The sequence below is a fragment of the Micrococcus sp. 63XJN7_6_ISO-PGPR-S23-444 genome (assembly GCF_058072765.1).
The window spans coordinates 2,131,743-2,158,294 of sequence record NZ_CM176516.1 but is presented as its reverse complement, the minus strand read 5'-3'; the positions used below and the strand labels follow the sequence as shown (position 1 = coordinate 2,158,294).

22 protein-coding genes and 3 pseudogenes are annotated in these 26,552 nt (G+C 72.1%); 15 read left to right on the top strand and 10 right to left on the bottom strand.

Annotated elements, in window-relative coordinates; genetic code table 11:
* Window positions 1-61: 61 nt before the first annotated feature.
* On the top strand, window positions 62-1,510 hold the full coding sequence (merA, locus tag AC3RJ9_RS09865; protein WP_446740581.1) for a mercury(II) reductase: 1,449 nt from the start codon (window positions 62-64) through the stop codon (window positions 1,508-1,510).
* 271 nt (window positions 1,511-1,781) lie between these two features.
* Here the strand turns inward: merA and AC3RJ9_RS09860 are convergent, their stop codons facing one another.
* The 3 genes from AC3RJ9_RS09860 to AC3RJ9_RS09850 all read right to left on the bottom strand — a co-directional run bounded on the left by AC3RJ9_RS09860 (window position 1,782) and on the right by AC3RJ9_RS09850 (window position 3,272).
* Window positions 1,782-1,922, bottom strand: a complete 141-nt coding sequence (locus tag AC3RJ9_RS09860) for a hypothetical protein (RefSeq protein WP_002854087.1) — start codon at window positions 1,920-1,922, stop codon at window positions 1,782-1,784.
* Window positions 1,923-1,986: 64 nt separating this feature from the next.
* On the bottom strand, window positions 1,987-2,898 hold the full coding sequence (locus AC3RJ9_RS09855; RefSeq protein WP_044659924.1) for a cation diffusion facilitator family transporter: 912 nt from the start codon (window positions 2,896-2,898) through the stop codon (window positions 1,987-1,989).
* A complete protein-coding gene (locus AC3RJ9_RS09850) occupies window positions 2,898-3,272 on the bottom strand; it encodes an ArsR/SmtB family transcription factor (RefSeq protein WP_036334148.1) in 375 nt (124 codons plus the stop codon). Before AC3RJ9_RS09850 ends, AC3RJ9_RS09855 begins: the two co-directional genes overlap by 1 nt.
* A gap of 78 nt (window positions 3,273-3,350) precedes the next feature.
* Between AC3RJ9_RS09850 and AC3RJ9_RS09845 the strand changes: the two are divergent.
* Window positions 3,351-3,482 (top strand): annotated as a pseudogene (locus AC3RJ9_RS09845) (ArsR family transcriptional regulator); the annotation flags it as partial.
* 234 nt (window positions 3,483-3,716) lie between these two features.
* Here the strand turns inward: AC3RJ9_RS09845 and AC3RJ9_RS09840 are convergent.
* The 3 genes and pseudogenes from AC3RJ9_RS09840 to AC3RJ9_RS09830 form a co-directional block, all read right to left on the bottom strand.
* A pseudogene (locus tag AC3RJ9_RS09840) lies at window positions 3,717-4,204 on the bottom strand (type IIL restriction-modification enzyme MmeI).
* Between the two features lie 88 nt (window positions 4,205-4,292).
* Complete coding sequence (locus tag AC3RJ9_RS09835; RefSeq protein WP_206495996.1) at window positions 4,293-5,405, bottom strand: low temperature requirement protein A; 1,113 nt, start codon at window positions 5,403-5,405, stop codon at window positions 4,293-4,295.
* A gap of 169 nt (window positions 5,406-5,574) precedes the next feature.
* Window positions 5,575-6,399 (bottom strand): aldo/keto reductase, encoded by an 825-nt coding sequence (locus AC3RJ9_RS09830; RefSeq protein ID WP_241252599.1) that lies wholly within the window; start codon window positions 6,397-6,399, stop codon window positions 5,575-5,577.
* A gap of 491 nt (window positions 6,400-6,890) precedes the next feature.
* Here AC3RJ9_RS09830 and AC3RJ9_RS09825 point away from each other — a divergent pair, with 491 nt between their 5' ends.
* From AC3RJ9_RS09825 to AC3RJ9_RS09815, 3 genes are read left to right on the top strand one after another with little or no spacing between them, the layout of a single operon-like run.
* The gene (locus AC3RJ9_RS09825; RefSeq protein ID WP_010080061.1) at window positions 6,891-7,556 is read left to right on the top strand and encodes a biotin transporter BioY; all 666 of its coding nucleotides are present in this window, start codon (window positions 6,891-6,893) and stop codon (window positions 7,554-7,556) included.
* Window positions 7,553-8,314, top strand: coding sequence for an energy-coupling factor ABC transporter ATP-binding protein (locus AC3RJ9_RS09820; protein WP_206495994.1), 762 nt, complete (start codon window positions 7,553-7,555; stop codon window positions 8,312-8,314). The genes AC3RJ9_RS09825 and AC3RJ9_RS09820 overlap by 4 nt, the downstream gene beginning before the upstream one ends.
* Entirely contained in the window at window positions 8,314-8,949 is a 636-nt protein-coding gene (locus AC3RJ9_RS09815) for an energy-coupling factor transporter transmembrane component T family protein (protein WP_182488640.1), read from the top strand. Before AC3RJ9_RS09820 ends, AC3RJ9_RS09815 begins: the two co-directional genes overlap by 1 nt.
* Window positions 8,950-9,047: 98 nt before the next feature.
* Here AC3RJ9_RS09815 and AC3RJ9_RS09810 read toward each other — a convergent pair whose 3' ends face one another.
* Window positions 9,048-9,500 carry an acyl-CoA thioesterase gene (locus tag AC3RJ9_RS09810; protein WP_010080066.1) on the bottom strand — a complete coding sequence of 151 codons (453 nt, stop codon included), beginning with the start codon at window positions 9,498-9,500 and terminating at the stop codon, window positions 9,048-9,050.
* 125 nt (window positions 9,501-9,625) lie between these two features.
* On the opposite strand from AC3RJ9_RS09810, the gene AC3RJ9_RS09805 reads away from it, so the two are divergent.
* Window positions 9,626-10,447: a hypothetical protein gene (locus tag AC3RJ9_RS09805; RefSeq protein ID WP_489727655.1), complete on the top strand. Its 822-nt coding sequence runs from the start codon at window positions 9,626-9,628 to the stop codon at window positions 10,445-10,447.
* Window positions 10,448-10,453: 6 nt separating this feature from the next.
* On the opposite strand, the gene AC3RJ9_RS09800 is transcribed toward AC3RJ9_RS09805, so the two are convergent.
* The 3 genes from AC3RJ9_RS09800 to AC3RJ9_RS09790 form a co-directional block, all read right to left on the bottom strand.
* Window positions 10,454-12,985, bottom strand: a complete 2,532-nt coding sequence (locus AC3RJ9_RS09800) for an HAD-IC family P-type ATPase (RefSeq protein WP_144825151.1) — start codon at window positions 12,983-12,985, stop codon at window positions 10,454-10,456.
* A 93-nt stretch (window positions 12,986-13,078) separates the two neighbouring features.
* A complete protein-coding gene (locus AC3RJ9_RS09795; RefSeq protein ID WP_100059152.1) occupies window positions 13,079-13,645 on the bottom strand; it encodes a DinB family protein in 567 nt (188 codons plus the stop codon).
* A 269-nt stretch (window positions 13,646-13,914) separates the two neighbouring features.
* On the bottom strand, window positions 13,915-14,520 hold the full coding sequence (locus AC3RJ9_RS09790; protein ID WP_095353721.1) for a TetR/AcrR family transcriptional regulator: 606 nt from the start codon (window positions 14,518-14,520) through the stop codon (window positions 13,915-13,917).
* 221 nt (window positions 14,521-14,741) lie between these two features.
* On the opposite strand from AC3RJ9_RS09790, the gene AC3RJ9_RS09785 reads away from it, so the two are divergent.
* The 9 genes and pseudogenes from AC3RJ9_RS09785 to istB all read left to right on the top strand — a co-directional run bounded on the left by AC3RJ9_RS09785 (window position 14,742) and on the right by istB (window position 26,503).
* A complete protein-coding gene (locus AC3RJ9_RS09785; RefSeq protein WP_095353722.1) occupies window positions 14,742-16,424 on the top strand; it encodes a long-chain-fatty-acid--CoA ligase in 1,683 nt (560 codons plus the stop codon).
* Window positions 16,425-16,469: 45 nt separating this feature from the next.
* Window positions 16,470-17,684 carry an acetyl-CoA C-acetyltransferase gene (locus tag AC3RJ9_RS09780; RefSeq protein ID WP_100057820.1) on the top strand — a complete coding sequence of 405 codons (1,215 nt, stop codon included), beginning with the start codon at window positions 16,470-16,472 and terminating at the stop codon, window positions 17,682-17,684.
* A gap of 46 nt (window positions 17,685-17,730) precedes the next feature.
* Entirely contained in the window at window positions 17,731-19,908 is a 2,178-nt protein-coding gene (locus tag AC3RJ9_RS09775; protein ID WP_100057819.1) for a 3-hydroxyacyl-CoA dehydrogenase NAD-binding domain-containing protein, read from the top strand.
* Window positions 19,905-20,756: a CoA transferase gene (locus tag AC3RJ9_RS09770; RefSeq protein ID WP_044658735.1), complete on the top strand. Its 852-nt coding sequence runs from the start codon at window positions 19,905-19,907 to the stop codon at window positions 20,754-20,756. The genes AC3RJ9_RS09775 and AC3RJ9_RS09770 overlap by 4 nt, the downstream gene beginning before the upstream one ends.
* 46 nt (window positions 20,757-20,802) lie before the next feature.
* A complete protein-coding gene (locus AC3RJ9_RS09765; RefSeq protein ID WP_087113629.1) occupies window positions 20,803-21,984 on the top strand; it encodes an acyl-CoA dehydrogenase family protein in 1,182 nt (393 codons plus the stop codon).
* Between the two features lie 39 nt (window positions 21,985-22,023).
* Entirely contained in the window at window positions 22,024-23,385 is a 1,362-nt protein-coding gene (locus tag AC3RJ9_RS09760; protein WP_489727654.1) for an AMP-binding protein, read from the top strand.
* 109 nt (window positions 23,386-23,494) lie between these two features.
* Window positions 23,495-23,983: pseudogene (locus tag AC3RJ9_RS09755) on the top strand (LD-carboxypeptidase); the annotation flags it as partial.
* A 214-nt stretch (window positions 23,984-24,197) separates the two neighbouring features.
* Window positions 24,198-25,721: an IS21-like element ISMlu14 family transposase gene (locus AC3RJ9_RS09750; RefSeq protein WP_031943827.1), complete on the top strand. Its 1,524-nt coding sequence runs from the start codon at window positions 24,198-24,200 to the stop codon at window positions 25,719-25,721.
* Window positions 25,718-26,503 carry an IS21-like element helper ATPase IstB gene (gene istB / locus AC3RJ9_RS09745; RefSeq protein ID WP_010078636.1) on the top strand — a complete coding sequence of 262 codons (786 nt, stop codon included), beginning with the start codon at window positions 25,718-25,720 and terminating at the stop codon, window positions 26,501-26,503. The genes AC3RJ9_RS09750 and istB overlap by 4 nt, the downstream gene beginning before the upstream one ends.
* Window positions 26,504-26,552 lie beyond the last annotated feature (49 nt).

Sequence of the window (26,552 nt, the reverse complement as noted above, 5' to 3'; positions counted from 1 at the left end):
CTCCCCCTTGACCTTCCAGTGCACTGGAAGGTCGATCCTGAGGGCGATGAAGGAGGAGTTCATGACGGCAACGGCTAACAGCAGGTCGTATGACCTGGCAATGATCGGGTCCGGTGGGGCGGCGTTCGCGGCCGCGATCCGCGCCACCAACCTCGGCAGACGGGTGGTGATGATCGAGCGTGGCACCGTCGGCGGTACCTGCGTGAACACCGGGTGCGTGCCCTCCAAGGCCTTGCTCGCGACCGCCGAGGCCCGCCACGTCACACTCGACGCCTCCCGGTTCCCCGGGCTGCCGCTCCCCGAAGTCCGGCCGGTCGACATGCCCGCCTTGATCGCCGGCAAGGATCGGCTCGTCGGGTCACTGCGTGGCGAGAAGTACCTGGACCTGGCCACCGAGTACGGATGGGATCTCCACCCCGGGGACGCCACGTTCGTCGGCACACCCAGCGAGCCGGCACTGCGCGTCACCGGCCCTGACGGCATGGTGGAGACGGTCCGGGCCGCGCACTACCTCATCGCCACCGGCTCCAGGCCCTGGGCGCCGCCGGTCCCCGGCCTGCAGGAGGCCGGTTACCTGACCTCGACCACCGCGATGGAACTGGACCACGTCCCGGAGTCGCTGCTGGTCATCGGCGGCGGCTACGTCGCGATGGAGCAGGCCCAGCTCTTCGCTCGGCTCGGCGTCCGGGTCACCATGCTGGTCCGCTCACGGCTGGCGTCCCAGGAAGAACCCGAGGCGTCCACCGCCCTGGATGAGATCTTCACGGACGAAGGCATCCAGATCATCCGCGGCGCGGTGCCCAGCGCGGTCCGCCGCGACCCGGCCACCGGCGAGGTCACGGTCACTGCCACCACCACTGACGGCTCACAGGAACTCCGGGCGGCCGAGGTACTCGTCGCCACCGGGCGCCGCCCGGTCACCGCCACGCTCGGTCTCGACACCGTCGACGTGCGCACCGGCGACCACGGCGAGGTGGTTGTCGACAGCCATCTGCGCAGCACCAACCCGCGCGTCTGGGCTGCCGGTGACGTCACCGCCCACCGTCAGTTCGTGTACGTCGCCGCGGCCCACGGCGCCCTCGTCGCCGACAACGCCCTCACCGGCGCCGGCCTCGAGGTCGACTACCGCCACCTGCCCCGGGTCGTGTTCACCAGCCCCGCCCTGGCCGCCGTCGGGATGACCGAACGGCAGGCCTCCGCTGCCGGGATCCGCTACGACAGCCGTGTCCTGTCACTCGCGCACGTCCCACGCGCGATCGTCAACCGCGACACCTGCGGGTTCATCAAGATGGTCACCGACGCCGACACCGGCCGCATCATCGGCATTACCGCCCTGGCCCAGGACGCCGGCGACCTCGCCGCCGCCGGGGTCTACATGCTCGAGGCCGGCATGACCACCAGTCAGGTCGCCAACCTCTGGAGCCCCTACCTGACCATGGCCGAAGGCCTCAAGCTCACCGCGCAGGCCTTCACCACCGACATCGCCAAGCTCTCCTGCTGCGCGGCGTGAACCTGCCCCGCACACAGGGACACCGATAGGGGACCGCCTCGCCCCGGGGCGCGAGACAAGAAAATGGGCGCCGATCAGCCCTACTTACTGGCACCCCTGCGTATCGGACCTGCAACCACCGGGGAGTTCAGTCGATGCAAGAACTCCCGTCCCAGGCCTATATCTGGACGTCTTCACGACCTCTACGTGCTCGACCCGACGAGGACAGCACTGGACGACGCGATGACCGCCTTGCGGCGCCGCCATGAGGCCGCGGTCCGTTTGGGCCGCGTCACCGCACCACCATGACCACGATCGTCACCACGTAAGCCGCGGCGACCAGACCGATCCCCAGCAGGGTGAGCACCACCCCGCGCCGGGCCGGCCGCTGGCCCTCGTCCGGCCCGGGGCCCTTGCCGTGCTTCGCGGTCATCGCGCGCTCCTAAGACGTTGCTCAAGCATGTGCGGCTCTCGCGAGCGGGCTTCCGTGCCGAGTGCTACCAGCTCAGGTCGTGACAGCCGTCGCTGCCGGCGCCCTCCACCTGCAAGGTGGCATGGGCGATACCGTAACGGTCGTGCAGCACCCGGCGCGCGCCGGCAAGCACGGCGCCGTGGTCCGCGCCCTGGTCAGCGACCAGGTGGGCCGTGGCCACGTTCATCCCCGACGTCAGGGTCCACAGGTGCAGGTCGTGGACCTCCTCCACCCCCTCGACCGCGTCCAGGTCACCGGCGACGTCCTCCGGGTCCACCCCTTCCGGGGCGTGCTGGCCCAGCACCGCGATCACCTGCCTGCCCAGAACCACCGCCCGGATGATGACGAAGACCGCGATGAGCGCCGCGACCACGACGTCCCAGATCGGCTGGCCGGTGAGGATGATCAGCACGCCGGCGACCATGACACCCACCGACCCGGCGGCGTCGGCGATCACCTCGTAGTAGGCGCCCTTGACGTTCAGGCTGTCCTTGGCCCCGCTGCGCAGCAGCAGCATGGAGATGATGTTGATCACCAGGCCGGCGAAGCCGACCGCGAGCATGGCGCCGGAGGCCACCTCCGGCGCGTCGCCCAGCCGGCTGATGGCCTCGACCACCACGTACACCCCGACCGCGAGCATCGCCAGCACCGCCAACGCCGAGGCGAACACCTCGGCCCGGTAGGAGCCATAGGTGCGTCGCCCCGTGGAGTCCGGCCGGCTCGCGATGCGCGTCGCCAGCAGCGCCGCACCCAGCACCACCACATCGGCAGCCATGTGCCCGGCATCCGACAGCAGCGCCAACGACCCCGACACCAGCCCCGCGACCAGCTCGATCAGGAAGAAGCCCGCCGTCAGGGCGAACGCCCCCGCCAGCCGCCGACGGTAGCGGCCACCGGCATGCCCGGTCGCCGGGGCATGGCTGTGTCCCGCCCCCATCAGCCCTGCCCCTCGTGGCGGGCGTGCTCACGGGAGACGTCCAGCAGCATCCGCACATGCCCGTCAGCGAGGCGGTAGTACACCATCCGCCCCTCCCGGCGGTTCTCGACCACCCCAGCGGTACGCAGCACCCGCAGCACCTGGGACACCGACGCCTCCGCGACATCGACCGACGCCGCCAGGTCACACACGCACAGCTCGCCGGCCTCCAGCAACGCATACAGCACCCGGGCACGGCGCGGGTCCCCCAGGAGCTTGAACAGCCCGGCCAACCTGCCGGCCTCGCGCTCGTCGGGGATCCTCTCCCGGGTCAGCGCCACCTTCTCCGGATGGACGGCGGTGACCTGACACGAATCCAACGGCGTCACACTCATGCCACGACCATACACCTATGCAGATATCAGCAGCGGGAGCCACACACGAGAGGTCAGCAGGTTCTGTATGGTCAGCGCATGCTGACTATTGCTTCGCGGCTGGACGTGATGAACCGGCTGGGCCGGGCGATGGCCGACCCGACCCGCTCCCGCATCCTCATGACACTCCTCGAGGGCCCGAGCTACCCGGCGGTACTCGCCCGCGACCTAGGGCGTGTCTGAGAATGGATCCAGGGCCTTAGCCAAACCCTCGAAGCATTATCAGACACGCCCTAGGCGTCCAGCCGGGTATACCCCTTTACACGCCCCATACGGCCACGGGAGCATCACGTCAGAGACGGTCCCAAACCGGGCCGTTGGACACAAGCGGCGGAGGGTCTAAGACGTGGCTGGATAGACCGTGGCCTACGTGCGGGTCAGCTCGGCCGAGCAGAACTTGGATCGTCAGCTCCAGGCGGTAGGGGAGTGCGACCGCATCTTCGGAGACAAGATCTTCGGCAGCTCGAGGACGCCGTAGACCTTGTTGGAGACGATGACGTCAGACTCGAAGTGGGCCACGGACAGATAGGCGCGTCCCTCGCTGCTGACCTCCGGGATCCCGACGAAGGGCACGTCAGAGACCAGGCCGCGCTGGCGGAACAGGTGCGGAACCGGGCCCATTCCTGGGTGGACGCGGCTTTGGACTTGGCCCGTTCGGCGGCTACGCCCTGGAGTCGGCGCTTGAGCTCCGGGGAGCGGGAGGCGGCATCGGGGTCCATGTCGGTCAGCCAGAGGCACCAGCGCTGTTGGCCTCGGATGAGCTCCACCGCCCCGACGTAGGGGCGCACGTAGGGGGCCATCACCGGGTCGGCCATCACGGCCTCGTACTGCTCCGCAGTGACTACGAGGTTGCCAGCGTCCGCGGGCTTGGAGCCATACGTGACTTCGGGCAGGTCGGAGAAAGAGCCACTTTGCCCCCGGGTTTCAGAGGTACGACAAAGCCTTCCGTATTGAGGCGGACGAGGTCTAGGCGTGCTGGCCTCAGTCGACTTGGCCGGCGGCTGCGGGACCGATCCGCGGCCGTCGCACGAGTTCCCATGTCAGGCGCAGGGCGCCGACCGCGGTGAGAGCCGCCAGCACTGACCATGCGGGCATGGTCAGTGCTGGCGGGATGATGAGCAGGGATGCGGCCGCCGTGAGGAGGCGGTCCGGCACGAGCTGATGGTGATCGCGCCATCGGTAGGCGACATCGGCGGCGTAGAACAGGCCCACCCCGCCACTGAGGGCGATGGCCGGCGGCAGCGGCAACGGGTCGGACACGTGCTCGAGCGCCGCGCTGGCGCCGAAGCCGAAGAAGGTGACCCCGGCGACCAGGGGAAGGTGGAGGTAGCTGTAGGCGTCGCGGGCCAGTCGGGCGCGTTCGGGCCCGTCGGCGTCTTCGAGGCGCTGCTCGGCGCCGGCGGTCAGACCGAAGTAGGTCCACCACAACGAGGCGGCGATCAGGACTCCGAGGACGGCGGCGGCGAGCACGACCGGTTCCTGCAGGTGCTCGCTGGCCCCGGTGCCCAGCCCGACGACGGCTTCACCGAGCGCGATGATGATGATGTTGCCGTGGCGCTCGACGAAGTAGGAGGGCACCACCCGGAAGACCTCGACCCCGGCGACCAGGGGTCCGCCGAAGTCGATGATGGCTGCACCGATCCAGAGCAGCTCTCGGTAGGGGGCTGGGAAGGCGGCGGCGACGGCGATCAGGACTGGTGCGATGAGCAGGCTCGGGACCAGCCGGAGGAGGCCTGCACGGAGGTGTTCGTCGTTGTGGGAGGCGGCCACGACGAACATGACCAGGTGGATGACGCGGATGGCGAGCAGGGCAAGCCCGAAGACGAGGGCTCCGGTGCTGAACGCGGTCGGGAGTGCGCTTGCGGCCAGCAGCATCGCAGCCATGGCGGCGATGACCAGGCAGCGAAATACCACCCGATTCGTGGTGAAGGTGTTCGTGAGCCAGGTGTAGCAGACCCAGGCCCACCACACCGCCAGCAGGCCGAGCACACCATGGCCGAAACCCCGCCACGAAACGTCGTCCCGCACCAGCTCGGTCAGCTGCGCCATGGCGTACACGAACACCAGGTCGGAGAACAGCTCGAGGTTGCCCACCGACCCGCTGCCGCTGTCCCGCGCGTCGGCCTCGCTGCCCGGCTCAGAGTTCTCTGACACCCGCGAAGTCATCCCCTTTCAAGCCCGGCAACTCCCACCCCTCAGCGACGGTGCTGCCGCGCTGTCCGGAGCGCTGCCCGGAACGACCGGGCCGCGCCCTGGGGCAGGGTCACAGCATTTCCAGTGGTCGCGGTCCGCTCGGGGGCGGAAACGCACGGTCCAGAGCATCCAGGTCTTCGCGGGTCAGCTCCACGTCCAGTGCTGTGGCGTTGTCGCGCACGTGCTGCGGGCTGCTCGCCTTGGGGATCGTGCAGAGCGAGTCGCGGCGCAGCACCCAGGCGAGGGCCGCCGCCGCGGGGCTGACGCTGTGACGGGCCGCGACGTCGTTCAGCGTCGTGTCGTCAAGGATGCGGCCCTGCTCGATCGGCGAGTAGGCCATGACCGGCAGCTGGTGGTCGGTGCACCACGGCAGCAGGTCGTACTCCGGTCCTCGCCGCGACAGGTTGTACAGCACCTGATCCGTGGTCAGCCCGCTGCTGCCCGGCACGTCCTGCAGGTCGGCGAGGGCCCGGTGGTCGAAGTTGCTGACGCCCCAGTAGCGGATTTTCCCGTCCTCGACGAGCTGGTGGAAGGCCGCGACGGTGTCCTCCAGCGGGTACCTGCCCTGCCAGTGCAGCAGGTAGAGGTCGATCCGATCGGTGCCCAGGCGTCTCAGGCTGCGTTCGCAGGCCGCGATCGTGCCGGAACGGGAGGCGTGGGACGGCATGACCTTGCTGACCACGAACGCCTCGTCGCGGTGACCCGCCAACGCTTCACCGACCACCTCCTCCGCGCCGCCGTCGGCGTACATCTCGGCGGTGTCGACCAGCGTCATGCCCAGCTCGAGGCCGGCATGCAGCGCGGCGACCTCGTCGGCGCGGCGGCCGGTGTCCTCACCCCAGCCCCAGGTGCCCTGGCCCAGCACAGGGATGGACTCCCCGCTCGGCAGCGTCATCCGTCGCATCCGCGATCACTTCCTTCTGGTTGTCCTGAGGTGGGACGCGGGCTGAGATCCTCGAAGGGCCGGCGCGTCCTCGACCGGTGCCGGCTTATAGGAGGGTGGCGGGTACCGAGGTGCCGGGTGTCGAGCTGGTAGCCAGCCCCGCCTGTGCCATGTGGCGTACCGGGCTGCTCACGAGCGGTTTCCGGCGCCGGTGGGCTGGACAGTACCACCACGGCGGAACAGAAGGCAGAGGTCATCGGGTGAGCGGCTGGTGGCCAGGTTCCCGTCTCGGGCCGCAGACCTCGTTCCTGCTGATCGCCGGTCAGCACAACGCCCAAGCCGACCGCTGCCTCGGTGTCGCCCCGGGAACGCACCCCGGCCGCCCACACCCTCGCCCCTGCAGTAGACTCCTGAACACTGTTCAACTCGTCGGGCACTCGCCATGCGCCCCGCGCCTCGGCTGAGCGCCCCCTCGCACTCGCTTCCGCACCAGGAGTCCCTCCATGAGCACTTCCGTGCCCTCGTCCCACGACGGCCACGTCCGCCCCGCGGCCACCACGACGGCGGACCGCCCCACCGACGCCGGCCGCCCCCGTCGCGGTTCCGCCGGCGGCAGCCTTGCACGCATCGCCGTCATGACCGCGCTGATGGCCGTCCTCGGTCTGGTGCCGCCGATCGCCGTCGCCGGTGTGCCCGCCCCGATCGTGCTGCAGAACATCGCCGTGATCCTGGCCGGTGTGATCCTCGGCCCGTGGCGCGGGGCCGCCTCGATGGCGCTGTTCGCCGGCCTCGTGGCGCTCGGCCTGCCGCTGCTCAGCGGCGGCCGCGGCGGCCTGGGCGTGTTCGCCGGCCCGACGGCCGGCTTCATCCTCGGCTGGATCCCGTCCGCGCTGATCGTCGGCCTGATCTTCTGGGCCCTCACCTCCCGGGCACGTCCCGGCCTCGGCGCCGGACGGGTCGCGCTCGGTGCGGCCGTCGCCGGACTGATCGGCGGCGTCGTGATGGTCTACTTCTTCGGCGTGCTCGGCTTCGTCGGGATCGCCGGGATGGAGTTCGGCGCCGCCGTCCTCTCCATGGCCCCGTTCGTGCCCGGTGACCTGATCAAGCTCGTCGTGTCCGTCATCCTCATCGTCGGCCTGTGGAAGGCCTACCCCCGCGCCTTCCGATGAGCCCGGACCGTTCCGTCACCCTCACGGGCGTCCGCGTCGAGGCCGACGGCCCCGAGGGCGCCGTCGTGCTCCTCGACGGTGTGGACCTTACCCTCGCCGCCCCACGCGTGGCGGTGATCGGGGAGAACGGCTCCGGCAAGTCCACGCTGGCCCGCGCGATCGCCGGGCTGGCCGACGTCGTCGCCGGGGAGGTGAGCGTGCACGGGGTGGACGCCGTCCGGGACGTGAAGGCGCTGCGCCGCACCGTCGGCTTCGTGTTCGCGAACCCGGCCGCGCAGATGGTCATGCCCACCGTCCGGGAGGACGTGGAGCTGACCGTGAAGTCGTTCAGGGACGACGCCGGCCGCCGCCTGACCAAGGACGACGTCGCCGCGCGCGTGGCCGCGGCGCTTCAGGAGCACCGGCTCACCGCGCTCGCGGACCGGGCGTGCCTGTCCCTGTCCTCGGGGCAGGCGCAGCGACTGGCGATGTGCTCGGTGATGACCGCCGGGCCGTCCCTGGTGATCGCCGACGAGCCGACCTCCCTGCTGGACGGCCGGCACCGGCGGATCGTGGCCGACCGGCTGCTGGCCGCCGACCCCTCGGCCCCGGACGGGTTCCAGCTGCTGCTGGTGACCCATGACCTCGAGCTGGCCCGTGCGTGCGACGAGGCGGTGTGGATCCACGGCGGCCGTGTGGAGCGGACCGGCCCGGCCGGGGACGTGGTCGAGGCGTACGAGCGCTTCCTGGACCACGCCGTGGCGGCGGAGCTGCGCTGATGCTCTCCTTGTACGTCCACGGCGACTCGCCCCTGCATCACGCCCGTGCCGGCCTCAAGACGGGCCTGTTCGCGGTGTGGGTGCTGGCCCTGACCCTGCTGCCGCTGTCCCTGTGGACGGCGGGCGCCGCCGTCGTGGGCGCCGTGACCGCGTATCTCGTGGGCTTCGGGCTGCGGCGCGGGGCGGCGATGATCGCCTCCGACCTGCGCGCTCTGTGGCTGTTCTACGTGGTCCTGTTCGCGGCGCAGTGGATCTTCACCGACGCGTTCGCGGCCGGACTCATGGTGGCGCGCGTGCTCGGGCTCGTGCTCACCGCGCAGGTGTTGACGCGCACCACCCGGATCGCGGACATGACCGGGGTGGCCGAGGCGGTGCTGCGGCCGGTCGAGCGGATCCCGTGGGCGGGGCCACGCCTGGCGCGGGCGGGGTTCCGCGCCGACCGCGTGGGCCTGGCGATGGGCCTGGTGCTCTCCTCGATCGGCCACCTGCGCGCCCTGGCCGAGCAGATCCGGCATGCGCAGGCCGCCCGCGGGGTGCGGATGGCGCCGTGGGCCTGGGCGCTGCCGCTGCTGGTGCTCAGCTTCAAGCACGCCGACGACGTCGGGGACGCCCTGGCCGCCCGCGGCATCGACTAGAGCCGCCCGGCCCTTCCGCGTTGGGGGCGGAACTCGGCGGTATTCGGGGTGGGGATCCCCGAGTTCCGCCCCCGGACCGCGTGGGGTGGCGGGCCGGCTCAGAGGGGGCCGTCCAGGGGCAGACGGTCGCGGTCGTAGGTGATCTCGGTGAAGCCGTGGGGCACGGGCTTGCCGTCCTCGCCCAGGGACACGAACACGATCTTGTCGATGGTCAGGATCATCTCGCCGGTCACGATGTTCCGCACCTTCGCCCGCATGGTCAGGGACGTGCGCCCGAACTCGGTGGCGCGCAGGCCCATCTCGATCATGTCGCCCTGCTTCGCCGAGGCCAGGAAGTTGATCTCCGAGATCAGCTTCGTCACGCACCGCGGGTTGCCCAGCTGCAGGGTCGCGTAGATGGCCGCCTCCTCGTCGACCCAGCGCAGCAGCGAGCCGCCGAAGAGGGTGTTGTTCGCGTTGAGGTCCTCCGGCTTGACCCACTTGCGGGTGCGGAAGTTGACGTCGTCGTGGGCGGCGCGGTCGGCCGAACGGGTGAAGAGCGTGGAGTCCATGGCTCCACGGTAGAGCGACGGCGACGCCGGCACGAGGGAGGGCGCCCGATGCGGAGACGTGCTCGACCAGGCCGTAGGGTCGCCGGCAGGGATTCACAACGGAGCACACAGGAGGGACCCGACCGATGACCATCCGCCCCCACCCCGACCCCGTCACACCCGACGCCACCTGGCGCGATGTGCCGGTGGTCGGCTTCACGGTCGCCGCCGGCATCGCCGTCCTGTTCTGCCTGGTCTGGCTGCTCCGGGACGGGCTCACCACCGACTACACGTGGGGGCTGCTGCTGGCCCCGGTGCTCATGGGCGTGGCCGGGGTGGCGGTGATGGTCCTCTGGGAGCGGCTCCTCGTCCGCGTCCCGCGGCTGGCCGCCACGCTGGTGGCCGGCGGCGCCCTCCTGGCCTTCGTGCTGGTGCTCGCCTGGTGGCTCGTGGAGGTGAACGCGCCGACGCACCTGTTCACCGGGAGCACGTTCTGGCTGCTCGCCGTCGCCCCGGTCTGCGCGGGCCTCGCCTGGCTCGCACACCGGCTGCTCCCGGCGGCCCGCCGTCCCGTGGAAGAGCCCCCCGCCGCCCTCGACGACGACGCCTGGGCCCGCCGCCTCGCCGGCGTCCTGCGGCTGCGCAAGGACCTGCCCGACGCGCGGGTGGGCGAGATCGTCCGTGACGCGCGGGCACGCGGGGCCGCGGCCGGGCGCCCGCTGGCCGAGGAGCTCGGCTCCCCGGAGTCGTACGCCGCGGGCTTCCAGAAGGACCGGGTCGCCGCGCCCCGCCGGCGGGCCTGGGCGGTCACCGCGTTCGTGGTGCTCATCCTGGCCACCCGTCTCCCGGGCGTGGTGGCCGGGGAGCGGCTCAGCGCGTGGGACGTCGCGTACCTGCTGGTCGCCGTCGTCGTGCTGGTGTGGACGTGGCTCGACTACCGGGCCGCCGTGCGTCGCGCCCGCCGCTGAGGGGTCTCAGGCCCCCGCGGCGGCCAGCACCCTCGCCACGTGGCGGCGGTGCACCTGGTGGATGACCTCGATCAGTCCGCACCCGAGCGCGGCGACCACCAGCGCGGCCACGAGCACGTCCGTGGGCGGGACCTCCATCCGGTGGTACCAGCGGGAGGCCGGCACCAGCACGACGGCGGCCAGCACCGCGTACATCGCCAGGATGAGGACCACCACGCGCGCGCTCAGCGGCCGGGACATCACGCTGAGCACCCACAGGCCCAGCAGGGTCAGGGTGATCATGAACGCGGCCTGCTGGCGGGCCAGGTCGATGTCGCCGGCGGTGAGGCGCACGTACGAATGCAGGGCCACCATGGACAGCAGGATCACCGCGCCGGAGGGGATCGCGAACCGCAGCGCCCGCCCCAGGAATCCGGGCACGTAGCGGCGCGGGTTCGGCAGCAGCGCGAGGAAGAACGTGGGCGCGCCGATCATGATGAAGTCCACGGTGGAGGCCTGCCGCGGCAGCAGCGGGAACTGCCACGCGAACAGGGAGAACACCACGCCGAACAGCAGCGCGTACGTCGTCTTCGTCAGGTAGATGTGGGCGAGCCGCTCCATGTTCGCGATCACCTGGCGGCCCTCGCCGAGCACGCGCGGCAGGCGGTCGAAGCGCCCGTCCAGCAGCACCATCCGGGACACCGCCTTGGTGGCCGGGGCCGCGTTGCCCATGGCGATGCCCAGGTCCGCGGTCTTCAGGGCCAGGGCGTCGTTCACGCCGTCGCCGGTCATGGCCACCACGTGCCCGCTCGACTGCAGCGCCTGCACCATCGCCTTCTTCTGGTCCGGGCTGACGCGGCCGAACACGTCGTGCTCGGCCATCACGTCGGCGAGCTCCCCGGGCTCGTCCGGCAGGGTGCGCCCGTCGTAGGCCTGGCCCGCCACCTCGAGGCCCACCTCGCGGGCCACGGCGGCCACGGTGCGCGGGCTGTCCCCGGAGATCACCACGGTCCGCACGCCCTGGGCGTGGAAGTAGTCGAGGGTCTCGGCGGCGTCCGGGCGCACGTTCTCGCGGAACGTCACGACGGCGACCGGGACGCCTCCGGAGGGCAGCGCATCCCCGATCAGGGGCTCGTCCGTGCGGGCCAGCAGCAGCACGCGGCGGCCGGCGTCCGCGTCGGCGTGGACCTGGGCGCGGACGGCCTCGGCGGCGTCGGGGCCGAGGAGCCGCTCGTCCACGAGGGCCTCGGGCGCGCCGAGCAGCCACGTGCCGGCCGCCGCCCCGGCCTCGGGGCCGAACGCGACCGCCGACCACCGGCGCGCGGAGGAGAACGCCACCTGGGCCGCGGGGTCCACGGGCGGGACGGCCGTGAAGGGCTCGCGCAGGGCCGCCGCGGTGGGGTTCACGTCCGGGTCCGCGCCGAACCAGGCGAGCACGGCCCGAGCCCCGTCGCCGACCTCGGCCGGGGCGCCGTCGTCGTGGGTGTCCGGGGACGCGTCCGCCGAGGCGGGTGCGGTGAGCCGGTCGAACCGGACGCCGCCCTCGGTGAGGGTGCCGGTCTTGTCCAGGCAGACGGTGTCCACGCGGGCCAGGACCTCCACGGCGGGCTGCTCCTGGATGAGGACCTCCTGCTGGGCCAGCTTGAGCGCGGACACGGCGAACGCGATGGTGGTCATGAGCGCCAGGCCCTGCGGGATCATGCTGGTCACCGCCGCCACGGACGCGATCAGCGCGGGCTCCAGGGCGGCCTCGCGCGGCTGGGAGAGGGCGAGGGACCAGCCGCCGACCGCCGTCATCTGGCCGTGCACGATCACCGCGATGATCGGCACCAGGGCGATCGTGAGCCCGCGGGCCACCTTCTCCAGGGCGCCGCGCAGCTCCGAGCGGATGGCGGAGTAGCGGCGGGCCTCGGCGCTGAGCCGGGCCGCGTGCGAGGCCGAGCCCACCGCCGTCGCGCGCACCAGGCCCGCGCCGGCCACGACGGCTGAGCCCGAGAGCACGGCGTCCCCGGGGGTCTTGGGCACGGGGTCGTTCTCCCCGGTGAGCAGCGCCTCGTCCATGTCCAGGCCGTCCGAGACGAGGACCTCGCCGTCCACGGGCACCTGGTCGCCGCGGCGCAGCACCACGACGTCGTCCCGCACGATCTGCGCCATCGGCAGGGGCACGCGCGCCCCGTCCCGGATGACGACGACGTCGTCCTGGTGCAGCAGCGCGATCCGGTCCAGCTTCCGCTTGGCCGAGTACTCCTGGAGCACGCCGATCACCACGTTGGCCACGGCCGCCAGCGAGAACAGCAGGTCCAGCCAGCGGCCCATCAGGATCACGACGACGGCGCACAGCGCGATCGCCAGGTTGAACAGCGTGAACACGTGCACGCGCAGGATCTGACCCAGCGAGCGGGACGTGTCCCGCGACTGCACGTTGACCAGGCCCGCGGCCTCCCGCTCGGCGACCTCGGCGGCGGTGAGCCCGGTGATCCCCGCCGCGCCGGTGAACCCCAGGCCCGTCCCGCTCTCGGGGGCGGACGGGTGCGCGGACGCAGGGGAGGGGGAGGCCATGGCACAGAATCTACCCAGCCGGCGCGGGGCCGGGCATCCGACGTGGGGATGAACCCGGGTGCGACCGTGGGCGGGACTGCGGGTGGGGCGGGCTCACTCGCCGGCCTGGCCGTCGATCCCCTCGCGCAGCAGGTCGGCGTGGCCGGCGTGGCGGCCGTACTCCTCGATCATGTGGGTGAGGATCCACCGCAGCGAGACCGGGTCCCGCCCCTCCCGGATCCGGTGGGCGCGGGCCAGGGCCGCGTCGCCGTCGTCGCCGTCCGCCGCGAGCAGGTCCACCACGATCTGCCGGGAGCGCTCCACCTGGCCCTGCCAGAGGGCGCGCAGGTCCGCCGCGGAGTCCTGCGCCGCGCTGTGCCAGTCCCAGTCGGGGTCGGCGTCGAAGTCCGCTCCCACCCAGGGCGCCGAGGTGGGCTCGCCGAGGGCGACGGCCTCGAACCACCAGAACTCGACGAACGCGAGGTGCTTGAGCAGGCCGCCGAGCGTCATCGCGGACGGGTGCCCCGGCAGCCGGCGGTGCAGCGCCGCCGTGTCCAGGTCCGCCGTCTTCCACTCGATCGTGGCGCGCAGGAAGTCGAGGAAGCCCAGCAGGGTGGCGGCCTCGCCCGCGGCGAAGGGCGGCTCGGGGCGGCCCTGGTCGTCGTAGAACACGGTGGTCATGGCGGCCAGGCTACGCCCCACCTCGCGTTTTCGTTCGGGAAACGGCGCGTGCGGGGGCGGGGGCGGGTGGGGGCGGGGCGCCCGCGGACCTGGAACGCGTGCGGTCGCTCTGAGCCTGCAAAGTGCGCTCATACCGACCGCAGGCGTTCCCGGAACGGGCGGGCCGGCGTCGTGGCCACCCAGGAGGACCCGGAGGAGCTCGTCGGGGTCAGCGAGGACTGGGCGGCGCAGGCGTACGCGGACGCCGCCGCGGTGGGCGGCGATCCTGCTCACCGCGGCGGATCCACCACGAGCCGCACCCGCGGGCTCGCCTGTTCGGCGGCGCCCTCCTGGGTCTCGGCGATCCGGCGCCAGATGCGGTCCGCCGACGGGTCGACCATCAGGTGCCCCATCTGCCGGATGACGGTGCCGAACACGGACGTCGGCATGCTGCGCCGCGGGGCGAAGCCGGACCGGCGCAGGCGCTCGGTCTGTTCCGTGGTCAGGTCCACGAGGCGCTCCAGCAGGGACTCGGTCTCCCCGCCGGCCTCCAGCAGCGAGCGGCGCACGTAGGCCCCCACCACCGGGTGGTCGGCCAGCAGGTCCGCGAACGCCGCGTCGCGGGCCGCGGACACCTCCTGTGGGGTGCCCACGAGCGGGACCTCGTCGAGGGTCGCGGCGATCAGGCGCAGCACGTCGTCGTCGACGGCGCGGGTCAGCCCCGCCTTGCTGCCGAAGTGGTGCCGCACCAGCCCGGGGGCGACGCCGGCCCGTTGCGCTATCTCGCGGACGCTGGCCATCTCGACCCCCCGCTCGGCATACAGCTCGAGGGCCGCCAGGCGCAGGCGCGCGGGGGAGGCGAGGTCGTCCTGGTCGAAGGGCAGGAGGGTGTTCATCGGGTCCTCGGGGCTGGGTCGGCGGATGGGATGGCCCGTGGTCGGGAGACGAGGATGCGGGGGCTCGCTGAACCCTACGGCAGGGATCGAAACGCCCCCCCCCGCACCCTTCTTGCACGCTAGTGCAACATCGTGCTTGAGTGTGCAACATCAGCTCAGTGAGGCATGTCACAGACGACTGCCGCCCGCCTCCGCGACCACCACACCTCCCAGGGGGACCCATGCAGACCACCGACACCGTCCTCGGCACCCCGTCCACCATGGGCGACGACGAGCAGCTCACCACCACTCGCCTCCTGCGGGACGCCGCCCGGACCTTCGGGGATCAGCAGATCATCCACACCCGCGGCGGCGGCTCCCCGTGGCAGACCACCACCTACGCGGCCGTGTGGGAGCGGGTGCGCCGCATGGCCGCGGCCCTGCGCGCCGAGGGCGTCGGGCCGGGGGACCGGGTCGGCCTGCTGCTGTGGAACGACGTCCGCCACCTCGAGTCCTACTTCTCCGTCCCGCTGCTGGGCGCGACCATGGTGCAGCTCAACCTGCGCCTGGCGCCCACGGACCTGGCCTACGTGATCACCCACGCGAAGGTGGGGACGATCGTCGTGGACGAGACCCTCCTGGAGCTCGCCGCCGCGCTCGAACCGCACCTGCCCGACGGCGTCCGCTGGATCGTGGCCGGCGACGGCGAGCTCCCTGCCGACTGGGCCGGTCGCGGCGACGTCCTGTCCTACGAGGCCCTCCTCGACGGGCACGAGCCGCTCGAGACAGCGGGCCTGCCGAACGTGAGTGAGCGCTCCGCCTCCGGCGCCTGCTACACCACGGGCACCACCGGCCGTCCCAAGGGCGTCTTCTACTCGCATCGGGCCACCTGGCTGCACGCGCACGCCGTGGTGTCCACCCTGGGCATGACCATGGCGGACACCGCCCTGATGCTGACCCCCATGTTCCACGCGCAGTGCTGGGGCCTGCCGTTCGCCGCCGTCGCCGTGGGCGCGCGCCTGGTGCTGCCGGGCCGGTTCAACCTCACGGACACCCCGTGGCTGACCTCCACCCTTGTGGACCACGGCGTCACCGTGGCCCCGGCAGCACCCGCGATCCTCATGCCGATGCTCCACCACCTCCGCACCCTCGAGACGCCCCCACGGATGGACGGCGTGCGCCTGCTGTGCGGCGCGACCGAGCCCCCCGTGGCCATGATGCGCGGCTTCGACGAGCTCACCGGCGCGGAGGTCATCCACGCCTACGGCGCCACGGAGACCTCGCCCATCGTCTCCCTCAACCGCATGAAGCCGAGCCTCATGGGCACCCTCTCCGAGGACGAGCGGTGGAACCTCAAGCGGTTCCAGGGCCTCGTCGTCGTCGGGGTGGACGTGAAGATCACCGACCCCATGGGCGAGCTGCTGCCGCCCGGCGAGGAGAACGTGGGCGAGATCCGCCTGCGCGGGCCCTGGGTGACCGCCTCCTACGCGGACAACGCCGAGGCCACCGACGCCGGCTTCGACGAGGAGGGCTACTGGCGCTCCGGGGACCTGGGCTACCTCTCCCCGGAGGGCTACCTCAAGGTCACCGACCGCCTGAAGGACGTGGTCAAGTCCGGTGGCGAGTGGATCTCCTCGATCGACCTGGAGAACCACATCATGACCGTCCCCGGGGTCCGCGACGCCGCCGTGATCGGCGTCCCCCACCCCGAGTGGGAGGAACGCCCCCTGGCCCTCGCGGTGCGGGACGAGGGCTCCGACGTCGACCAGGACGCCGTCCTCGCCGCACTCGCCGAGCGCTTCGCCACCTGGCAGCTGCCCGACGAGGTCCGCTTCGTGACGGAGATCGACCGGACCGGCGTCGGGAAGGTCAACAAGCGCAAGCTGCGCGCCGACTACGCCGACGCCCTCACCTCCGGCCGCTGACCGGCCCACCACCTCCCCAGACCCACCCCAACCCCAGGAGACCCCGTGACCCAGGACGCCTTCCTCTACGACGCACTGCGCACCCCGCGGGGAGTCGGCAAGCCCTCCGGCTCCCTCCACGAGGTCAAGCCGATCGACCTCGTCGTCGGCCTGACCCACGCGCTGCGCGACCGCCATGAGGGGCTCGACCCCGCCGACATCGAGGACATGATCCTCGGCTGCGTCAGCCCGGTGGGCGACCAGGGCGCGGTCCTGCCCCGCGTGGCCGCCCTCAAGGCGGGCCTGCCACAGACCGTGGCCGGCGTGCAGCTGAACCGGTTCTGCGCCTCCGGACTCGAGGCCGTGAACCAGGCCGCCGCCCGCATCCGCTCCGGCTGGGAGTCCCTGCTCGTGGCCGGCGGCGTGGAGTCCATGTCCCGCGTGCCCATGGGCTCCGACGGCGGTGCGTGGGCCATGGACCCGGCCACCTCCCTGGCCACCGACTTCATCCCGCAGGGCGTCTCCGCAGATCTGATCGCCACCCGTGAGGGCTTCAGCCGCGAAGAGCTGGACCGCTTCGCCGCGCAGAGCCACCGTCGTGCTGCGGCGGCGTGGCAGGAGGGCCGGTTCGCCCGCTCCGTGGTCCCGGTGAGGGACATGAACGGGATGACCGTGCTGGACCGGGACGAGACCATCCGCCCCGACTCGACCGTGGAGACCCTGGCCACGCTCAAGCCCTCCTTCGAGGCGCTGGGTCGGGAGGCGGGCTTCGACGCCGTGGCGCTGGAGAAGTACAGCTCGCTGGCGGAGATCGAGCACCCGCACCACCCCGGCAACTCCTCGGGCATCGTCGACGGCGCCGCGCTGACGCTGATCGGCTCCGAGGAGGCCGGCCGGCGGGCCGGGATGAGCCCGCGGGCCCGGATCGTCTCCGCCGCCGTCGTCGGCTCCGAGCCCACCATCATGCTCACCGGCCCCACCCCGGCGTGCCGCAAGGCCCTCGAGGTGGCCGGCATGACCGCCGCGGACATCGACCTCGTGGAGATCAACGAGGCGTTCGCGGCCGTGCCGCTGCTGCTGATGAAGGAGATGGGCTGGACCGAGGAGCAGACCAACGTCAACGGCGGCGCGATCGCCATGGGCCACCCCCTGGGGGCCACCGGCGCCATGATCCTCGGCACCCTCGTGGACGAACTCGAGCGGCGCGACCTGCGGACCGGCATCGCCACGCTCTGCATCGGCGCCGGCATGGGCGTCGCCACGATCGTCGAGCGCGTCTGAGCGCCCCACCCACCCGACCGACCAGCACGGCAGGAAGAGCACCGGCATGAGTGAGCACATGATCACCTGGGACCAGGACGCCGACGGCGTCGTCACGCTGACCATGGACGACCCGCAGGCGCGGGTCAACACGATGAACGAGCGGTACCAGGACGCGATGGACGCCGTCGTGGACCGCCTGGAGGCGGAGCGGGACACGGTGACCGGCGTCGTCCTGACCAGCGCGAAGAAGACCTTCTTCGCCGGCGGCGACCTGGGCTCCCTGGCCCAGGCCGGTCCCGAGGACGTGGAGTCCGTGTTCGCGCTGACGCAGCGGGTCAAGGGCCAGCTGCGCCGCCTCGAGACCCTCGGCCGCCCCGTGGTCGCCGCGATCAACGGCACGGCGCTCGGCGGCGGCCTGGAGATCGCCCTGGCCTGCCACCGGCGCATCGCCGTGGACGACCCGGGGCTGAAGGTCGGCCTCCCGGAGGTCACCCTGGGCCTGCTGCCCGGAGGCGGCGGCATCACCCGCCTGGTGCGCATGGTGGGCGTGGAGCGCGCCCTGATGGAGTGGCTGCTGCAGGGCACCGCCCGCGACGCCCGGGCCGCGATGGAGAAGGGGATCATCGACGAGGTCGTGACCGACCCCGCGGACCTGGTGCCCGCCGCCAAGCGCTGGATCCTGGAGCACCGCGACGACGCCGACGCCGCCGCGAAGCCCTGGGACGTCAAGGGCTTCAGGATCCCCGGCGGCACCCCCGCCCAGGCCTCCTTCGCCTCCCGCCTGCCCGCGTTCGCCGCCACCCTGCGCCGGCAGCTCCACGGCGCGGACCTGCCCGCCCCGAAGGCGATCCTCAGCGCCGCGGTGGAGGGCTCGCAGGTGGACTTCGACACCGCCTCGCGCATCGAGACCCGGTACTTCGTGTCCCTCGTGACGGGCCACACCTCCTCCGCCATGATCCAGGCGTTCCACTCGGACATGCAGGCGCTGCGCTCCGGCGCGGCCCTGGGCGGTCCCTCCCGCGAGCGCAGCACGATCACCACGGCGGCGGTGCTGGGCGCCGGGATGATGGGCGTGGGCATCGCCCACGCGCTCGCGCTCAACGGCGTGGACGTGATGCTCAAGGACGTCAGCCTGGAGGCCGCCGAGCGCGGCCGTGAGCGGGTGGGCGCCCTCCTCGAGGGGCGCGTGGCGAAGGGGCGCATGAGCCGCGAGGACGCCGACGCCGTCCTGGCCCGCGTGCAGCCCACCGAGGACTATCAGGACCTCGCGCACGTGGACGCGGTGATCGAGGCCGTGTTCGAGGACGTCGAGCTCAAGGACTCGGTGTTCGCCGAGGTGGAGAAGGTGGTCGGCCCGGACACCCTGCTGTGCAGCAACACCTCCACGCTGCCGATCACCCTGCTGCAGGGCCCGCGGGAGCGCTCCCAGGACTTCATCGGCCTGCACTTCTTCTCCCCGGTGGACCGGATGAAGCTCGTGGAGATCATCCGTGGTGAGCAGACCTCCCCGCGCACGGTGGAGCGCGCCTACGACCTGGTGCAGCAGATCCGCAAGCTGCCCATCCTGGTCAACGACGGGCGCGGCTTCTACACCTCCCGCGTCTACGGCACGCTCGTGCTCGAGGCCGCGGCCCTCGTGGAGGAGGGCGTGGACGCGCAGCGGATCGAGCGGGCGGCCCGCCACGCCGGCTTCCCGGCCTCCCCGCTGGCCATGATGGACGAGGTCTCCCTGACCCTGATCCAGCACATCCGCCGCGAGGAGGAGAAGGCCGTCGCCGAGGCCGGCGGTGAGCGTCCGGTGCGTCCGGGCGAGCGCGTGGTGGAGCGCATGGTGGACGAGTTCGGCCGCCCGGGCCGCGCTCAGGGCGCCGGCTTCTACGAGTACCCGGAACAGGGCCCCAAGCACCTGTGGCCAGGCCTGGCCGAGCACTTCGCCACCGGGGCGGACGTGCCCGAGCAGGACCTGCAGGACCGCCTGCTGTACCGCATGGCCATCGAGACGGCCCGCTGCTTCGACGACGGCGTCCTCACCGACGCCCCCTCGGCGAACCTCGGCGGCGTGTTCGGCATCGGCTTCCCGCCGCACACCGGTGGGCCAGTGACGTTCATGACGCACCGCGAGGGCGGACCGGCCGCGTTCGTGGCCCGCGCCGACGAGCTGGCCGACCGCTACGGCGAGCGGTTCCGTCCCGGCGGCACCCTCCGGCAGCTGGCCGAGCGAGGCGAGGGGCCGGGCCGATGAGCGCCGCACCGCTGGCCGGGGTGCGCGTGGTGACCATCGCGCTGAACCTGCCCGGGCCCGTCGCCGCGGCCCGCCTGCAGGAGCTGGGCGCCGACATCGTCACGGTGCTCCCGCCCAGCGGGGACCCCGTGGCCACCCTGGTGCCGGCCCTCTACGAGGAGCTGCACCGCGGGCAGTCGGTGCGCACCGTGGACATGAAGTCCCAGGCCGGGGCTGCCGAGATGGAGCAGATCCTGGCCGAGGCGGACGTGTTCCTCACCTCCCACCGCTCCGGGGCGCTGCGCCGGCTGGGCCTGGACGCCGACGCCGTCCGCGCCCGCCACCGGCGGATCTGCCAGGTGGACATCACCGGATACGACGGGGACCGCACGGACGTGCCAGGCCATGACATCAACTACCAGGCCGCGGCGGGCCTGCTGGCGCCGGGGGCTCCACCGCGGATCCTCGCGGCGGATCTGCACGGTGCCGAGCGGGCCGTCTCCGCCGCGCTGGCCCTGCTGTGGGCCCGCGGCGCGGACGGGGACGGCGGGCATGCCACGGTGGCGCTCGCCGATGCGGCGCACGCCCTGGCCCTGCCCAACCGGCACCGCATGACGGGCCCGCGCAGCCCCCTGGGCGGGGCCCTGCCCCACTACGGGGTGTATCCGGCGGCCGAGGGCCATGTGGCCGTCGGCGCGCTCGAGCCGCACTTCGCGGCCGCGCTTGTCGAGGGCCTCGGGCTGGACGCGGACGGGGACGTCCGCGCGCAGCTCACCGAGGCCCTCTCCCGGCACGACGCCGCCCACTGGCAGGCATGGGGGGAGGAGCGGGGCATCCCGCTCACCGCCCTGGCCAGCCCCACCGCCTGACCCCCACGACTCAGCACCCCCCTCGAACGACCTCCAGGAGCCCCTCATGACCACCACGGATTCCCGCACCCGCTCGCTGATCGACGTCGACGTCCTCGAGTACCACCGCCTCCTGACGCCCGAGCAGCAGGAGGAGCTCACGGAGATCCGCGCCGCCCTGGCCGAGATCGTCACCCCGCACGTGGCGGAGGCCTGGAGCCGGGACGAGTTCCCGCACGAGATCGCCCGCCGCGTCGGGGAGCTGGGCTACAACCACATCAGCGGCATGACCGAGGACCCGTTGTTCCGCGGGCACCTGATGGCCGAGCTGGCCCGCGCGGACATCTCCCTCAGCGTGTACTTCGCCCTGCACAACGACCTCGTCGGGGCCACCCTGGAGGCCCTGGGCTCGGAGGAGCAGAAGCAGACGTGGCTGCCGGGCCTGTACGCGATGGAGTACACCGGCTGCTTCGCGCTGACCGAGCCGGAGCACGGCTCCGACGTCGCCGGCGGCATGGCCACCACGGCCCGCCGAGAGGGGGACGAGTGGGTGATCAACGGGGCCAAGCGGTGGATCGGCAACGGCACCATGTCCCGCATCGCGATCGTGTGGGCCCGGGACGAGGAGGACGACCAGGTCAAGGGCTTCATCGTGGAGACCGACACCCCCGGCTACGAGGCCACCAAGATCGAGCACAAGACCGCGGTGAAGATCGTCCAGAACGCGGACATCACCTTCACGGACGTGCGCATCCCGGCGGAGAACAAGCTGGAGAAGGCCAACACCTTCGCGGACACCAACGTGATCCTGCTGGGCTCCCGCAACGGCCTGGGCTGGCAGGCCGTGGGCGCGCAGCAGGGCATCCTCGACGCCGCCCGCCGCTACGCGCTGGAGCGCACTCAGTTCGGCCGGCCGATCGCCGGGCATCAGCTGGTGCAGTCCCTGCTCGTGCAGATCGCGGCCAACCTGGCGGCCACCCTGGGCATGGCGCACCGGGCGGTGCAGCTGGAGGCCACCGGCGAGGTGTCCATGACGCAGGCCTCCCTGGTGAAGCTGAAGACCTCCCAGATGTGCCGCGAGTCGGCCGCGCTGGGCCGCCAGATGATGGGCGGCAACGGCATCCTCGCCGACGTCGGGCTCGGCCGGTTCTTCTGCGACGTCGAGGCGATCTTCACGTACGAGGGCACCTACGAGGTGAACTCGCTGATCGTGGGCCGCGGCCTCACCGGTCACTCCGCCTTCCTCTGAACCCCCTCCGACGACCGCCCCACCAGATCAGGAGCCACCGTGACCACCTCCGAGACCCCCGACACCTCCGCGACCACCCACGGCCGGCCCACCGAGCGCCGGGGTCATGTGGCCGAGCTGCTCTCGGCCACCGTGGCCCGGCAGCCGGATGCCGTGGCCCTGCGGATCGGCGAGGCCCGCATGACCTACCGCGAACTGGACCAGGTCACGGCCGCGACGGCCGGCTGGCTGCGCCACCGCGGGGTGGGCCCGGGGGACCGGGTGGCCGTGCTGCTGCCCAACGTCCCGGCCTTCGTGGCGGTCTACGAGGCGCTCATGCGCCTGGGTGCGGTGATGGTGCCGCTCAACCCGCTGTTCACGGCCCGTGAGCTGGAGTACTTCCTCGAGGACTCCGGGGCGCGCGTGCTCTGGGCCATGCCCGGGCTGCCGGCCGTGGACGAGGTGGCCGGGAACGTCGACGTCGAGGTGGTCACCCTGGACCTCGAAGCGGTCGGGCGGGAGCGCGCCGCCGAGGGCATCGCCCCGGTCACGGAGATCACCCCGCGCGACCCCGACGACGACGCCGTCCTGCTCTACACCTCGGGCACCACGGGGCGGCCCAAGGGTGCCCGGCTGACGCACACGAACCTGCGTTCCAACGCCATGGCGACGGCGACCGGCCTGGGCCGGCTCGGCCCGGACGACGTCGTGTTCGCGGCGCTGCCGATGTTCCACGTGTTCGGGCTCTCGGTGGTGCTCAACGGGGCGGTGTTCGCCGGGTCCACCCTGTCCCTGATGCCGCGGTTCGTGCCGGCGGACTTCTCGAGGCTGCGCATGCCCCTCTCCGGCGGTGCGAGCCTGCCGGTGGAGACGCTGCACGCCGCCGAGAAGCTGTACGGCGTGCCCGTGTTCGAGGGCTACGGGCTGTCCGAGAACGCGGGCGCGTGCTTCTTCAACCCCGTGGACGCGCCGACCCGCCCGGGCACCGTGGGCCGGCCGGTGGACGGCTTCGAGTTCCGGATGGTCGCGATGGACGGCACCGAGGTGCCCGAGGAGGACCTCGAGACCTCCGGTGAGCTGCGCATCCGGGGCGAGGGCATCATGGCCGGCTACTGGGGCCGCCCGGAGGACACGGCGGCGGCGTTCGACGAGGACGGCTGGTTCCGCACCGGCGACATCGCCCGCCGGGACGAGGCCGGGTACGTGATGATCGTGGACCGGCTCAAGGACGTGATCATCCGCGGCGGCATGAACGTGTACCCCCGCGAGGTGGAGGAGGTCCTCTACGAGCACCCGGACGTGGTCGAGGCCGCCGTGGTGGGTGTGCCGGACGAGCGGCTGGGCGAGGAGATCGCCGCCTTCGTCTCGCTGGCCCCGGGCAGCGCCGTCACGGGGGAGGAGCTCCAGGTGTTCGCGGCCTAGCGGCTGGCCCGCTACAAGCAGCCGCGGGAGGTGACCGTCCTGGACGGGCTGCCGAAGAACGCCACGGGCAAGATCCTGCGCCGCGAGCTGCGTCAGGGGTGAGGGGCGTGTGGCGGTCCGGGCGCGGGACCTGAACGCGGCGTTCGCGGACCCCCAGATCCGGGCGGTGATCGCCACAGTGGGCGGGGAGGACCAGATCACTGTGATCGGCCACCTGGATGCGGACGCAGTGCGCTCGGACCCCAAGCCGTTCCTCGGCTACAGCGACAACACCAACCTGCACCAGTGGCTGTGGGCGAACGGCGTGGCGAGCTTCTACGGCGGCTCCACCCAGGTGCACCTGGGGCCGGGGCCGGCTGTGGATGAGGTGCACGCCGCGTCCCTGCGGGCCGCCCTGCTGACGGGAGGGCGGCTGGAGATCACGGAGCCAGGGGAGTCGGAGGACCACGGCGTCGACTGGATGGACCCGCGGGCGCTCACCGAGTTCGGGACCCGCGAGCCGGTGCCGGGCCCGCACGACGACGGCGCGCCCGGCGTCGGCGGCGCCTCACCCTGGCGCTGGGCCGGGCCGCGGCGCGCGGTGACCGGCCGGACATGGGTGTAAGCGGCCATGAAAAGCTGCCCATAGGTGGCCAGGGAATGACCCGCTGACGGCCATGAGGACTGCCCAGTGATGGCCACGGGAACTGCCCGGTGCTGGCCATCTGGTTTGCCCGCATTGCTCGTTGCCCGCCGCGTCGTGAGCCGGCGGGGGCCTCCTCCCCGGGTTGGATATCGGTGTCGAATCGAATCCAGCGAGGAAGAGGCCCTGAATGAAGGATGCCGCAGAAACCATGAAAATACTCAGTGCCTATGACCTGACCAAGTCATTGCGGGGCGCCGCCGAGCTGGCCGGTTGCTCCCATCACACCGTGGCCCGGCTGGTGCGGGCCCGCGACGCCGGCCAGACCCCTGGATCCGGAGCCAGCCGCCCGAAGGTCACCGATGTCTGGCTGCCCAAGATCGAGGAATGGGTCGAGGCCTCCACGGGCAGGATCCGCGCCGATGTCGTGCACGCCAAGCTCACCGCAATGGGCTACACCGGCTCTGAGCGCTCCACCCGGCGGGCGGTGGCCGAGGTGAAGGCCGCCTGGCGGGCCGGGAAGCGCCGGGTGCACCGGCCCTGGATCACCGAGCCGGGCGCATGGCTGCAGTACGACTTCGGCGATGGGCCGGCGATCGACGGGGCCAAGACGGTGCTGTTCGTGGCCTGGCTGGCCTGGTCCCGCTACCGGATCGTCATCGCCCTGCGTGATAGGACGGCTCCGAGTGTGTTCGCCGCCCTGGACCGGTGCTTCCGGCTGATCGGGGGCGCGCCGACCTATGTGCTGACGGATAACGAGAAGACAGTGACGGTCTCTCATGTGGCCGGGGTGCCGGTGCGTAACCAGGCCACCGTGGCGTTCGCTCGGCATTACGGCGTGGAGGTGCTGACCTGCCAGCCAGCGGATCCGGCCGCCAAGGGCGGGGTGGAGAACGCGGTGAAGCTGGCCAAGGCCGACCTGGTCCCGAAGGACACCAACCTGCGGGACCAGTACGCCTCGTTCGCTGAGCTCGAGGCCGCCTGCGCGGGGTTCATGGCCATGGTGAACTCCCGGGAGCACCGGGTGACCCGGCGCCGCCCGGACCACATGCTCGCCGAGGAGACCAGCGCGTTGCATCGGATCCCCGCCACGGCGCACACCGTGGCCTACGGGGTGGGACGGAAGGTGCCGGAGAACACGCCGATGGTCTCCTTCGAAAACGCCCAGTACTCGGTGCCCGCGCACCTGCTCGGGGCCGAGGTGTTCGTGCGCCATCACGGCACCGGACCGGACTCGATGGTGGTGATCATGCACGCCGGTGCGCAGGGGCCGGTGGAGGTCGCCCGGCACCGGGTGGCCCGGCCCGGGTCCCCGGCCATCGACGACGCGCACTTCCCCGGCCACGAGACGGACAAGGTGCCCGGGGACTACACCCCGGTGCCCCGTTCGGCGGCGGAGGCCGAGTTCCTGGCCATCGGGGCCGGAGCGAGGACCTGGCTGGTGGAGGCCGCCGCGGCCGGCACCAGCCGGATCGGTCAGAAGATGGCCGAGGCCGTCACCCTGGCCAAGCTCGCCGGCACCGACCAGGTCGACCGCGCCCTCGGGGTGGCCGCGGTGCACCAGCGCTTCGCCCACGGCGACCTGGCCTCCCTGCTCACCGCCGCCGGCCACCGCACCGGGATGCACACCGCCACCGAGGAACGGTCCCTGACCCAGGGCACCGCCGGCTGGGCCGGCCTCGGTACCTCCAACACCGAGGGGGCAGCCCGGTGAGCATCCACACCCCGAACACCGCCGCACCGGCGCTGCCGGCCGATTTGGAGGCGCTGTTGCGGCAGCTGAAGATGCCCCACGCCCGCGGTATCGCCGCCGAGGTACTGGCCACCGCCCGGGCCCAACGCTGGGAGCCGGCCGAGGTCCTCAAGGCCCTGCTGGTCGAGGAGACCACCGGTCGGGCCCGATCCATGCTCGCCGCCCGGCGCAAGGCCGCCGGGTTCCCCACCGGCAAGACCTTCACGACCTGGGATCCGGGCGCCTCCTCGATCCCGGCCCCGACCCAGCAGTCCCTGCGCACCCTGGAATGGCTCTCGCGCAGAGAGAACCTCGTGGTCTGCGGGCCCTCCGGCACCGGCAAGACCTTCTTCCTCGAGGCCCTGGGCCAGCAGGCCGTGGAGGAGGGCAAGCGGGTGGCCTGGTTCACCCTGGAGGACCTCGGGGCGATGATCCGGGCCCACCGGCCCGATGACACCATCACCAAAGCCGTCGCCCGAATCCTGCGCGCCGACCTGATCGTCATCGACGACATCGGCCTGCTGCCGGTCGCCGACGATGCCGCCGAGGGCCTCTACCGCATCGTGGACGCCGCCTACGAGAAACGCTCCGTAGCGATCAGCTCGAACCTGCACCCGGCCGGCTTCGACGAGCTGATGCCCAAGACCCTGGCCACCGCCACCGTGGACCGGCTCCTGCACCACGCCCACGTCTGCCAGACCACCGGAGACTCCGTACGGATGACCCAGGCAATGGCCGGGAAGGGAGTCATGCCACTGAACTGATCCCATCACGGTGGCCAGCACCACCACCCAAACGGGCAAACCAGCTGGC